We start from the raw sequence: 11,984 nt of genomic DNA, 5'->3' as shown, positions 1-11,984 counted from the left end.
CGATTAGCTCAGCGGGAGAGCGCTTCCCTGACACGGAAGAGGTCACTGGTTCAATCCCAGTATCGTCCACCAGCACCCGAGGGCCGGAGCGTTCGCTCCGGCCCTCGGTCGTGTCACGACGAGAAGAGCATGTGGGCCCAGCTCTGCTGCTTGTGGTGACCGCGGTGGCCCCCGTGGTGCCCGCCGTGCGGGGCACCCCAGGCCGGGGCGGCGTGCTGCTGCTGCGGGTACGCCTGCGGGTAACCGGGCGGCGGCGGGGCGGGCTGGGCGTACTGCGACTCCATGCGGGTCAGCGCTTCGAGCTCCCCGTAGTCCAGGAAGATCCCCCGGCAGTTGCCGCACTGCTCGATCTGGACTCCGCTGCGGGTGAACGTCTGCATCGGGCCATGACACTTGGGACAGAGCATCGTCGGCTCATCTCCTCGTTCGCGCCGGCCGGGGGTCGTCCCCCGGCGTAGAACTGCACTTTACTTCCGCGATTCGGCGGCACGTGTCGAGGACGGACTGTTCCGCCCCGTCGAGTGCGCGGCCCTCCTGCGCGGCCTTGGCGACGGCTGTCGCCGCGGTCTGGACCGCCAACGCCCGTGCCGCCGCGTCGAGATGCGGCCACGGGTCGCCGTCCGCGGGGACGGCGGGGCCGCCGCCGGCGCGGTACGCGCCGAGGAAGCGGCCCCAGTCGGCGGGGTCGAGCAGCCCGGCGGCGAACCACATCGCCGGCCGGGCAAGGTCCCAGGTGGGCTCGCCGAGCCCGAGGTCGTCCACGTCTATGAGGCACCACGGCCCGTCCGGCGCGGGGTGGCGCACCAGTTGGCCCATGTGCAGGTCTCCGTGGCAGAGCATCTGCCGCGGCTGCGGGGCCTCGCCGCGGGCCCAGGGCGGCAGGCCGTGCCAGGCGGCGAGCACCGCAGGGTCGCCGGGGCCGGCGGCGAGCATCCTGGCGACGGCGCGGGCCGCGCTGACCGGGCCGCGCATCCGCGGCGGCGGTCCGGGCAGCCGGGCCGGCGGCACGGTGTGCAGCCGGGCCAGGAGGGCGCCGGCCTCCGCCCAGGGCGCGGAGTCCGGGTCGTCGCGGTCGACGGGCTCGCCGAGAGGCCACAGGCTCACGCTGCGGCCGAGGAGGACGGTGCTCAGCGCGCCCCCGTGGTCGGGCAGCGGCGCCGGGGACAGCAGGACGCCGACCAGCAGCGGATGGGCGGCCACCCGCAGCCGCAGGGCGAGTTCTCCGGGATCGGTGCCCGGGGCGTGCGCCTTGGCGACGAGGCGGCCGCCGCGGACGACGGTGGCATCGGGCCGTTCGGCGAGCACCGCGGGCCGCGCCTGGCCGGGCACCCGCGAGGCCGCTGCCGCGACCGCCCCCAGGGCGTGCGTCAGCGCTGCTCCGCTGCTGGTCACTTTCTCCCCCACTGCCCGTCCCACCGGCCCACTGTGCGGCAGCGTGCCGCTTGCTGGCAATGCCGGGTGTGATGCCCGGGTACCGCCACAGGTACCCGGGCATTCATGCCGTCCGCCGGACCCCCGTCCCCACGGGGTTGGTTCACCGGTCCTCGCGGACCCCGGACCGCTCTTCCGGGGACCGCGGGGCGTCTGTCAGCGCCCCATCAGACCGGCTACGGACGACGCCTGTGTGACCACCGCGTCCCAGCCTCCGAAGGCCACCGCGAGCAGCACCGCGAGCGGCAGCACCATCGCCACCGCCACCAGCGGATGCCGGGTGCCCGACGGGCGTATGCCGAACGCGGCGATCCTGCTGCCGCGCGCCGGCCGCACCGTACGGCTCACCGTGTTCGCCATGGCCCTCTCCCGGGTCGGGGTCGTGATCATTCACAGTTGTCGGGGCGGCGGGCGTTTGACCTCGGGGGACGAGTGCTCCGCCCGCCGCTTGACCTCAACACTAGGCGCGGCGCCGACGGCGGTCGTCATGCCGTCGTACCGCTTCCCTGGCCTCCCCGAGGATGACTCCGGGTCCGGCCGTGTACTCCCCTGGGTGGAGGGACCCGGCCGCACCCCCGGGAGATCCCCGAGGGGATGTCCCGGGCGGGCGCCCGCGGGCCCCGTCAGGCGCGCTCCTCGTCCTCCGCGTCGCCGGTCGGCATGGGCTGCTCGACCAGGGCGAGGACCCGGGTGGCCATGAAGCGCGCGGTGCGCACCACGGAGCCGGACCGGGTGACTTCGCTCACTTCCACCACCCCTCGGCGGACCGCTGTCTCGACCCTGCGGCCCGCCCTGGTGGCCACCACCTCGTACGTCCTCGTCGTGTCGCCGGCGTCGACGACTATCTCCACACGATCACCCTTCATGGCGTCAATCCCCCTTGCCCGACGGACTGTTGACGGCATGACGAAATTCCGGGCCGTCAGCGGCCGGAACTTTCCCCACTCTTCAAGGATCCCATCCGGCACTGACAATCCGCCGCCCCGCGCGGGCGCGGCCTCGCGGCACGACGGGCGGTCAGTCCGTAAGCTGTCGGCGTCAGACTGGCCAGGCAGGCAGCGGGGATGGACGACATGGCGATGATGCGGCTCCGGCGCGAGGACCCGCGTGTCGTCGGCTCGTTCCGGCTGCACCGGCGGCTGGGCGCCGGCGGCATGGGCGTCGTCTACCTGGGTGCCGACAAGCGCGGCCAGCGGGTCGCGCTGAAGGTGATCCGCCCCGAGCTGGCCGAGGACCAGGAGTTCCGCTCCCGCTTCGCCCGCGAGGTGTCGGCGGCGAGACGCATCCGCGGCGGCTGCACGGCCCGGCTGGTCGCCGCCGACCTGGAGGCGGACCGCCCCTGGTTCGCCACGCAGTACGTCCCCGGGCCCTCGCTGCACGACAAGGTCGCCCGCGACGGCATGCTCCCCGCGGCCGAGACCGCGTCCATCGGATCCGCCCTGGCGGAGGGACTGGTCGCCGTCCACGAGGCCGGGGTCGTCCACCGCGACCTGAAGCCCTCCAACATCCTGCTGTCGCCCAAGGGCCCGCGGATCATCGACTTCGGCATCGCCTGGTCCACGGGCGCGAGCACCCTCACCCACGTGGGCACCGCCGTCGGCTCCCCCGGCTTCCTCGCGCCGGAGCAGGTCCGCGGGGCGGCGGTCACCCCGGCCACCGACGTCTTCGCCTTCGGCGCGACGCTCGCGTACGCCGCGATGGGCGACTCGCCCTTCGGGCAGGGCAGTTCGGAGGTCATGCTCTACCGGGTCGTCCACGAGGAGCCGGACCTCGCCGGTGTGCCGGACTCCCTGGCCCCGCTGGTGTACGCGTGCCTCGCCAAGGACCCGGAGCAGCGGCCCAGCACGGTCCAACTCTCCGAGCGGCTGGCCGAGATCGCCGCCCGTGAGGCCCGCGGACTCGGCGTGGCTCCGGGCCGGCGAGACATCGTGCCCAGGGCGTCCGGCCCGCGCCCCGAGCGGCCCTCGGGCACCCGGGCGCAGGAGTACGCGGAGCAGCACACCGAGCGCCGGACCTCGCCGGGCGTCCCCGCCGCGCCGCGCACCCCCGCCTCCCCGCGTACGCCCGCCGCGCCGCGCACCCCGGCCCGGACCCCGGCCGGGCGCACTCCGGCCGCCCGCACGACCGCCGGCCGCAGGCCCGGGGGCGCCGACCGCAGGCTGCTGCGGCAGCGGCTCATCGTCTTCGTCACCGTGACCCTTCTCGTCGCGCTCGGCATCGCCGCCGCCCAGGGCTGCCAGGGCCCCAGCCGCGGCCTCGGCCTGCTCCCCGGGGTCAGCGCCGGCCCGACGGCGCCGCACACGCCGTAGGCGCCCCAGCCGACACGAACACCCACACCTTCACCGACGTCGTCCACGTGGCGGCGCGGCACACACCCGTGCCCGCACGACCATGAATGTGACCTCGATCGCCATCTCTGTCATGGACTGACACACGTGTCTATAGTCGACAGGCGGGGGAAAAACCCCGCAGCAAGGAGCAGCGAATGGACACCACCACCGCCGGCGGACCCGGCATCCCCTGCTGGGCACAGCTGGGATCGCCCGACCCGCGGACCGCGGCCGCCTTCTACGGCGCGCTGTTCGGCTGGGACTTCACCGAGGACCCCGCACGCGGCCCCGGCCACCTGACGGCCCGGCTGCGCGGGCTACCCGTCGCGGGTCTCGGGCCGGTCGGCGACCTGCCGCGGCCGGGCTGGACGGCCTGCTTCACCGTGCACGACACCGGCAAGGCCGCCGCCGCGGTCGCCGCCGCCGGAGGCACCGTCCTCGCCAGGGCCGCCGCGGGCGGCGTGGAGGACCTGTACGCGGACCCGAGCGGAGCGCACTTCGCCGTCCGGGAGCCGGACGCCCGGCAGGCCCCCTCGGCCGCCGCGGGACCCGGCGGCTTCGCCCTGGCCGAACTCATCACCGACGACGTCGACGCCAGTGCCGCCTTCTACGGCGCGCTGTTCGGCTGGACGGCCGGCGACCCCGCCGGGCCGCTGGGCCGGCGCGAGTGGCGGCTCGACGGCACGCCCGTCTCGCTGCTGCTGCCGCGCCCCGCGGCGATGCCCCGGGAGACACCGCCCTACTGGGACGCGTACTTCAGCGTCACGGACGTCGCCGCCGCGGCCACCCGCGCGACCTTGGCGGGCGGCACCCTGCTGATGCCGTCCACCGACATCGGCAGCGGAAGCATCGCCGTGCTCCTCGACCCGATGGGCGCCGTCCTCACCCTCGTCGAGCCGCGGGCATGACCGCGCACCTCAGGGGAAGGACCGGCATCGTGACCGGTGCCGGGTCCGGGCTCGGCGAGGCGGGGGCCAGGCGGCTCGCCCGCGAGGGCGCCAGGATCGTCGTGGCCGACGTCGACGGGGCCGCCGCCGAGCGAGTCGCCGACGGGATCAACCGCGCGGGCGGCGAGGCCGCGCCGTACGAGGTCGACGTCGTGTCCTTCGCGGACACCCGGCGGCTCGTGGAGTTCACCGTCACCACCTTCGGCGGCCTCGACATCGCCTTCAACAACGCGGGCGTGACCCCGCACCTGGTCGACGCGCACGAGATCGCCCCGGCGGACTGGCTGCGCGTGATCGACGTCAACCTGACCGGTGTCTTCACGTGCATGCAGGCCGAACTGGCCCACTTCGCGGCGCACGGCGGCGGCGCCATCGTCAACATGGCCTCCACCGCGGGGGTCATGGCCCACGCCGGGCGGGCCGCGTACGCCGCCTCCAAGCACGGCGTCGTCGGCCTCACCCGCTCCGCGGCCGTGGAGTACGCGCAGCGCGGCATCCGCGTCAACGCCGTCGCACCCGGCCCGATCGACGGGCCGTCGGCACGGGCACTCCCCCCGGAGGTCCGCGCCGCGATCGCCGCGAAGACCGCGATGAACCGCACCGGCAGCGTGGAGGACGTCGCCGAGGTGGTGAACTTCCTGCTGTCGGACGCGGCGTCCTTCGTCACCGGTTCCGTGTACGAGGTCAACGGCGGCCAGACCCAGCTGTGAGTGACAGACGACGACAGATCCGTCACCGTGCGCCAGAGGTTTCCGGCATGACTACGCTGAGGCCATGAGCAGCACGGATCCCCTGCGGTCGGGCCTTCGCGAGCTGACCCGCCAGTCGGTGAGGGCGCAGATCTCCGACCGCGCGATGAAGTTGTTCATCGAGCACGGCTTCGAGAAGACGACCATCGAGCAGATCGCGGCGGAGATCGGCATGTCCGGGCGGAGCGTCTCGCGCTACTTCGCCAGCAAGGAGGACATGGTCGTCGGCAACCTCACCGGGATCGGGCAGGGCATCGCCGAACGCCTCGCGGCACGCCCCGCCGACGAACCCGTGTGGGAGGCACTGCGCCGATCCCTCGACGAGCACGTGGCCGCGCTCGACCGCGACCCGGACGGCACACTGCTCGCCACCTCCGTGATGCTGGCGGGGACCCCCGCCCTGCAGGGGGCGCTGGCGAAGAAGCAGCGGGAGTGGCAGGAACTGCTCGTTCCCCTCGTGGCGGCGCGCCTCGACGAGGGCGGCGAGCACCGTGAGCTGAGGGCGCGTGCACTCGCCGTGACGGTGCTGTCCTGTCTCAACGCGGCGGTGGGGGCGTGGACGGACAGTGGGGGGAGCGAGCGGGTCGATGTGCTCGTCGATGTGGCGCTGGGGGCGGTGGGGGGTGCCGCGGGGCGGGGCTAGAGGGTGCGCCCTGGGTGCCCCTTGCGGCCGGTAGTTGTGTGCGGGTGCGTCGTGGTTGCGGTTGGGGGTTTCCCCGCCCGCCCTCCCGATTGCCCGGCACGGTCAGTGCGGGCCTCGCACCGTGTGCCTGGGTCGGTGCCGCGCCGGCGCACTCCCCCAGCCTTCGGCCGGGGGGACCCCCAGAACGCTCGCGGTTTACCCCTGCATCATTCGGCGCCGGGTCCGCCGCTCGTCTCCCCCAGCCTTCGGCCGGGGGGACCCCCATGGGCGCACCCCGCCACACCCCCTCCCGTGGGTTCGGGCGCATGACGGCCGGAGGGGGGCTGTAGAGCGGTCCGGGGTTGCCGCACGCGCCTTACCGAACGCCCGCAACTGTCAGGCCGTCCATCAGGGAACGGAGTGGATCGGACGGCGGGGTTGTCGGGGCGCGCGGGCGCTGAACGGCCTGCTGCCGTGTTCACCTGCGCGTCCTGCCTCAGCCTTCGGCCAGGGGGCCGGCCCCCTCTGGCCCGGTCAGTGTTGTCCCAAGGCTGAACCCGGTTGCGGGTCGGCGGCCCGCCGGAGGCCGGGGGGCGGTCCCCACCATCCCGGGGCTCGCCGTAACGCAGGCAACCCTGTGGGTCCCCAACCGCCCGCGGGAAGTGCCGCCAGCCACCGGTGCGCGCACTCTTGCTCAGCCTTCGGCCGGGGGACCCCCTGGTGAGGGCAGTTTCCAGCGGTGCGGGGAGGGGCGCACCCCATCACCCCCCACCGGCCGTTGTCGCCCGACGAAACGGAGGGGGCGGGGTCGTAGGGGTGGGCGTTCTGGACGCTGACGTGTATTTGTTGTGCGGCATTCGGGGTCCGACTTGGACCGCCCGCCATGCACATAAATATGCGGTACAGAATGCCCAGCCCCGGAGGCCCCGACCCCGGCTCACCACGAACCGCGCGAGGCCCGCACCAACCGCGCCGGGCAATCGGGAGGGAGGGCGGGCAACCCCCAACCGCAACCACGACGCACCCGCACACGACAACCGGCCGCAACCACAACCCACCCGCACACACAGACGCACCCCGGACACGCGCACCGCGCAGGGGGTGACGAACGGGCACTCCGTGGGTTAGTTTCTAAGCGCTTGCTTAGCGCTATGCCACACGCGGAGGGACGCATTCGCATGACGGTCACACCGGAGGAGCTGCGCGAGCGAGTGCGCGCGCTGCTGGCCTCTCACGATCCGGCGGCGACGGGCCGCCTGGACTTTCTGCGGGCCCGGTTCGACGCCGGTCTGGCGTGGGTGCACTACCCGCAGGGCCTCGGCGGCCTGGGCGCGCCCCGCGCCCTGCAGGGGGTCGTGGACGCCGAACTGGCCGCCGTCGCGGCGCCGGACAACGAGCCGCGCCGGATCGGCATCGGCCTCGGGATGGCGGCGCCGACCGTACTCCGGTACGGCACCGAGGAGCAGAAGACCCGGTTCCTGCGCCCGCTGTGGACCGGGGAGGAGGTCTGGTGCCAGCTGTTCAGCGAGCCCGGTGCCGGCTCGGACCTGGCGGGCCTGCGCACCAGGGCCGTACGCGACGGCGACGACTGGATCGTCACCGGTCAGAAGGTGTGGACGTCCAACGCCCACAACGCGCGCTGGGCGATCCTCATCGCCCGCACCGACCCGGACGTCCCCAAGCACCAGGGCATCACGTACTTCGTGTGCGACATGACGGCCCCGGGCGTCGAGGTGCGTCCGCTGCGGCAGATCACGGGTGAGGCCGAGTTCAACGAGGTCTTCCTGACGGACGTCCGCATCCCCGACGCGCACCGCCTCGGCGAGGTCGGCGACGGCTGGCGGGTGGCGCAGACAACGCTGATGAACGAGCGGGTCGCCATCGGCGGCACCGCGCTCCCCCGCGAGGGCGGGATGATCGGCACCGTCGCCGCGACATGGCGGGAGCGGCCCGAGCTGCGCACACCGGACCTGCACGACCGGCTGCTGCGGCTGTGGGTGGAGGCCGAGGTCACCCGCCTCACCGGCGAACGCCTGCGGCAGCAGCTCGCCCTGGGCGCCCCCGGCCCCGAGGGCTCGGGCATGAAGCTGGCCTTCGCCTCGCTCAACCAGCGCATCAGCGGCCTGGAGGTGGAACTGCTGGGCGAGGACGGACTGCGCTACGGCGACTGGACGATGACCCGCCCGGAGATCGTCGACTTCTACGGCCGCGACGCCGGTTACCGCTATCTGCGGGCCAAGGGCAACTCGATCGAGGGCGGCACCTCCGAGATCCTCCGCAACATCATCTCCGAGCGTGTCCTCGGCCTGCCCTCCGAGCCCCGTACGGACAAGGACGTCCCCTGGAAGGACCTGCCGCGATGAGTGCCGACCTGCTCTACTCCGACGTCGAGAACGACCTGCGCGCCGCGGTGCGCGGTCTGCTCGCCGACCGGTGCGCCCCGGCGGACGTCCTGGCGCGCTGCGAGGACGACGAGCCGTACGACGCCGCGCTGTGGCGCACCCTGGCCCGGGAGGTGGGGGTCGCCGGGCTGCTGGTGCCGGAGAAGCTCGGCGGCCAGGGCGCATCCGCGCGGGAGGCGGCGGTCGTGCTGGAGGAACTGGGGTCCTTCGTGGCGCCCGTGCCCTTCCTGGGCAGCGCCGTGCTGGCCACCACGGCCCTGCTGGCGGCGGGCACCACGGAGGCCGACGCCGCCGTGGCGGGCCTCGCGGAGGGCGAGCGGACGGCCGCCCTGGCCGTGCCGCTGCCCTCGGCGCCCGGCGCGGAGGTGTTCGCGGGGCTGCGGGCCGACGCGGACGGTGTTCTCGGCGGGCGGGTGACCAGCGTCGCGGACGCGACCGCCGCGGACGTGCTGATCGTGCCCGCGACCGGCCCTGACGGGCCCGGACTCTACGAGGTGCGGACCGACGCGCCCGGGGTCGCCCTGTCCGTACCGGTGCCGCTCGACCTCACGCGCCCGATCGCCGACGTCGCCTTCGACGGGGCGGCGGCCCGCCGGATCGCCGGCCCCGCGACGGCCGCGGCGGCCGTCGAACGGGCCCTGCTGACCGGGGCGGGGCTGCTGGCCTCGGAGCAACTGGGCCTGGCCCAGCGGTGCCTGGACGAGACGGTGGCGTATCTGAAGGAGCGTCACCAGTTCGGCCGGGTCGTGGGTTCCTTCCAGTCCCTCAAGCACCGGCTCGCGGACCTGTGGCTCGAGATCGTCCAGGCCCGCGCCGCGGCACGAAACGCCGCCGACGCGCTCGCGCGCGACAGCGCCGACGCCCCCGTCGCGATCGCCGTGGCGCAAGCGTTCTGCGCGCCGGTCGCGGTGCGGGCCGCCGAGGAGTGCGTCCAGTTGCACGGCGGCATCGGGATGACCTGGGAGCACCCGGCCCACCTGCGGCTGAAGCGCGCCAAGGCCGACGAGATCGCCCTGGGCACGCCCGGCCGTCATCGGGCGGCCCTCGCCGCGCTGGTGGAACTGCCCGCCGCGGGCTGAGTCAGTCCCTGGGGCGGCCGGTCGCCACCGCGTAGAACGCGACGGCGGCGGCCGCCCCCACGTTCAGCGAGTCCACCCCGTGCGCCATCGGGATGCGCACCCACTCGTCGGCGGCGACCAGGGCTCGCGTCGACAGACCGTCGCCCTCGGCGCCGAGCATCAGCGCCGCGCGCTCCAGCCGGTGCGGGCCGGCCTCGTCGATGTCGGTGGCCTTCTCGTCCGGGGTCAGCGCGAGCAGCGTGAAGCCCGCCTCCCGCACCGCCTCCAGGTCCCGGGGCCAGTTCTCCAGCCGGGCGTACGGGACGGAGAAGACGGCGCCCATCGAGACCTTGACCGACCTGCGGTACAGCGGGTCGGCGCAGTCCGGGGAGAGCAGGACGGCGTCCATGCCGAGGGCGGCGGCGCTGCGGAAGATCGCGCCGATGTTGGTGTGGTCGTTGACCGACTCCATGACGACGATCCGCCGCGCGTCGCCCAGCAGGTCCGCGGCGTCTGGCAGTTGCCTGCGCTGCATCGAGGCGAGGGCGCCGCGGTGCACGTGGTAGCCGGTCACCTGCTCGGCGAGTACCGGGCTGACCGCGTAGACCGGCGCCGGGACCTCGTCGATGACGTCCCGCATGACGTCGACCCACTTGGCGGACAGCAGCATGGAGCGCATGCGGTAACCGGCCTGCCGGGCGCGCCGGATGACCTTCTCGCCCTCCGCGATGAACAGCCCCTCGGCGGGCTCGCGGCGTCTGCGCAGCTCCACGTCGGTCAGGGACGTGTAGTCGCGCAGACGCGGGTCGTCGGGATCGTCGATGGTGATGAGCTCAGCCACAGGGTGATACTGCCTTGTCCGAAGTGCGGTGCCAACGGCACCGACGTCACTGGTTACCGCTGGTTACGCGCTCGCCCACGGCGACGACCTCGCCGATGACGATCACCGCGGGCGGCCGGACACCCTCCGCGGCCACCCGCTCCGCCACCGTCGCGAGCGTCGCGTCGACCCGGCGCTGGGCCGCCGTCGTACCCTCCTGGATCACGGCGACGGGGGTGTCCGCGCCCCGTCCGTGCGCCACGAGCGCCGCCGCGATCGGGGCGATCCGCTCCACGGCCATCAGCAGCACCAGCGTGCCGCGCAGCCGGGCGAGGGCCGCCCAGTCCACGAGCGAGCGCGGGTCCTCCGGGGCCACATGGCCGCTGACCACGGTGAACTCGTGCGCCACGCCCCGGTGGGTGACCGGGATGCCGGCGGCGGCCGGAACACTGATGGAGCTGGAGATCCCGGGCACCACGGTGCACGGGATGCCGGCTTCGGCGAGCGCCTCCGCCTCCTCCATGCCGCGCCCGAACACGTACGGGTCCCCGCCCTTGAGCCGCACGACCGCCTTGCCCGCCTTCGCGTGCTCGATCAGTGCCGCGTTGATCGCCTCCTGGGCCATCGCCCGGCCGTACGGGATCTTCGCGGCGTCGATCACCTCGACGTGCGGGGGCAGTTCGTCCAGCAGGTCGCGCGGGCCGAGGCGGTCCGCGATCACGACGTCCGCCTCGGCGAGCAGTCGGCGGCCGCGCACCGTGATCAAGTCCGGGTCGCCCGGCCCGCCGCCGACCAGCGCCACGCCCGGGGTCCTCCCCCGGTGCTGCGGCGCCGCGAGCGAGCCGTCCCGCAGGCCCTCCACGATCGCGTCCCGCACGGCCGCGGAACGCCGCGGGTCCCGGCCGGTCAGGACGGCGACGGTCACGCCCTCCGTACGGCCGGTCGCCGGGGTCCACGCGGTCGCCGCCTCGGCGTCGTCGCTGCGGACGCACCACACCCGGCGCTCCTCCGCCTCCGCGGAGGCAGCGGCGTTCGCCTCGGGGTCGGTGGTGGCGATCAGCGCGTACCAGGCGTCGGCGAGGTCGCCGGGCCGGTAGCGGCGGCGCTCCCAGCGGATCTCGCCCGCGGCGGCCATCGCGTCCACGGACGGCGTCGCGGACGGGGAGACCAGGACGACGTCGGCCCCGGCCGCGACCAGCGGGGGCAGCCGGCGCTGGGCGACCTGGCCGCCGCCGAGGACGACCACGCGCCGGCCCGTGAGGCGCAGTCCGACGGGGTAGGCGGGTGCGTCGTTGCGGTCCTCGGCGGCAGTCATGGCGGTGCGGCTCCTAGGGGTGTGCCTCGCGGCGCGACGGGGGGGGTGGGTTGCGGGGCGACCCTGCCCCGCCCCAACCCTACGGTGCGGGGCGGCTGCGCCGCAGCGCCCAAGATCACACCTGCGGTGCGCTTGGGCGGGGCCGCCTGAGTGTGCCTTGAGTGCGGGTGCGCCTTGGTTGCGGTTGGGGGTTCGCCCGCCCTCCCGCCCGATTGCCCGGCGCGATTGGTGCGGGCCTCCGCGCGTGCGTGGTGGGCCGGGGGCGGGGCCTCCGGGGCTGGGCATTCTGTACCGCATATTTATGTGCATG

Annotated in this window: 12 protein-coding genes; 6 read left to right on the top strand and 6 right to left on the bottom strand. The window is 74.4% G+C overall.

Going from position 1 to position 11,984, the window contains the following annotated elements; translation table 11 throughout:
- Positions 1-113: 113 nt before the first annotated feature.
- The 4 genes from CHF15_RS33730 to CHF15_RS33715 form a co-directional block, all read right to left on the bottom strand.
- Positions 114-407, bottom strand: a complete 294-nt coding sequence (locus CHF15_RS33730) for a TFIIB-type zinc ribbon-containing protein (protein WP_078620275.1) — start codon at positions 405-407, stop codon at positions 114-116.
- Positions 408-414: 7 nt separating this feature from the next.
- A complete protein-coding gene (locus tag CHF15_RS33725) occupies positions 415-1,392 on the bottom strand; it encodes a phosphotransferase enzyme family protein (protein WP_089227728.1) in 978 nt (325 codons plus the stop codon).
- 195 nt (positions 1,393-1,587) lie between these two features.
- Complete coding sequence (locus CHF15_RS33720) at positions 1,588-1,791, bottom strand: hypothetical protein (RefSeq protein WP_018564248.1); 204 nt, start codon at positions 1,789-1,791, stop codon at positions 1,588-1,590.
- Positions 1,792-2,054: 263 nt separating this feature from the next.
- The gene (locus tag CHF15_RS33715) at positions 2,055-2,297 is read right to left on the bottom strand and encodes a hypothetical protein (RefSeq protein WP_037733380.1); all 243 of its coding nucleotides are present in this window, start codon (positions 2,295-2,297) and stop codon (positions 2,055-2,057) included.
- 207 nt (positions 2,298-2,504) lie between these two features.
- Here CHF15_RS33715 and CHF15_RS33710 point away from each other — a divergent pair, with 207 nt between their 5' ends.
- The 6 genes from CHF15_RS33710 (at position 2,505) to CHF15_RS33685 (ending at position 9,560) form a co-directional block, all read left to right on the top strand.
- The gene (locus tag CHF15_RS33710) at positions 2,505-3,740 is read left to right on the top strand and encodes a serine/threonine-protein kinase (RefSeq protein WP_089227827.1); all 1,236 of its coding nucleotides are present in this window, start codon (positions 2,505-2,507) and stop codon (positions 3,738-3,740) included.
- Positions 3,741-3,916: 176 nt separating this feature from the next.
- The gene (locus tag CHF15_RS33705) at positions 3,917-4,669 is read left to right on the top strand and encodes a VOC family protein (RefSeq protein WP_089227727.1); all 753 of its coding nucleotides are present in this window, start codon (positions 3,917-3,919) and stop codon (positions 4,667-4,669) included.
- Positions 4,666-5,418: an SDR family NAD(P)-dependent oxidoreductase gene (locus CHF15_RS33700; protein ID WP_089227726.1), complete on the top strand. Its 753-nt coding sequence runs from the start codon at positions 4,666-4,668 to the stop codon at positions 5,416-5,418. The genes CHF15_RS33705 and CHF15_RS33700 overlap by 4 nt, the downstream gene beginning before the upstream one ends.
- Positions 5,419-5,482: 64 nt before the next feature.
- On the top strand, positions 5,483-6,100 hold the full coding sequence (locus CHF15_RS33695; RefSeq protein ID WP_089227725.1) for a TetR/AcrR family transcriptional regulator: 618 nt from the start codon (positions 5,483-5,485) through the stop codon (positions 6,098-6,100).
- A 1,157-nt stretch (positions 6,101-7,257) separates the two neighbouring features.
- Positions 7,258-8,442: an acyl-CoA dehydrogenase family protein gene (locus CHF15_RS33690; protein WP_089227724.1), complete on the top strand. Its 1,185-nt coding sequence runs from the start codon at positions 7,258-7,260 to the stop codon at positions 8,440-8,442.
- Complete coding sequence (locus CHF15_RS33685; RefSeq protein WP_089227723.1) at positions 8,439-9,560, top strand: acyl-CoA dehydrogenase family protein; 1,122 nt, start codon at positions 8,439-8,441, stop codon at positions 9,558-9,560. The genes CHF15_RS33690 and CHF15_RS33685 overlap by 4 nt, the downstream gene beginning before the upstream one ends.
- Before the next feature lies 1 nt (position 9,561).
- Here the strand turns inward: CHF15_RS33685 and CHF15_RS33680 are convergent, their stop codons facing one another.
- Positions 9,562-10,380 carry a TrmH family RNA methyltransferase gene (locus CHF15_RS33680; protein ID WP_089227722.1) on the bottom strand — a complete coding sequence of 273 codons (819 nt, stop codon included), beginning with the start codon at positions 10,378-10,380 and terminating at the stop codon, positions 9,562-9,564.
- A 46-nt stretch (positions 10,381-10,426) separates the two neighbouring features.
- Positions 10,427-11,674 carry a uroporphyrinogen-III C-methyltransferase gene (cobA, locus tag CHF15_RS33675; RefSeq protein WP_089227721.1) on the bottom strand — a complete coding sequence of 416 codons (1,248 nt, stop codon included), beginning with the start codon at positions 11,672-11,674 and terminating at the stop codon, positions 10,427-10,429.
- Positions 11,675-11,984 lie beyond the last annotated feature (310 nt).

Source organism: Actinacidiphila glaucinigra (assembly GCF_900188405.1).
Classification (GTDB): Bacteria; Actinomycetota; Actinomycetes; order Streptomycetales; family Streptomycetaceae; genus Actinacidiphila; species Actinacidiphila glaucinigra.
This window is presented reverse-complemented; position numbering and strand designations above follow the sequence as displayed.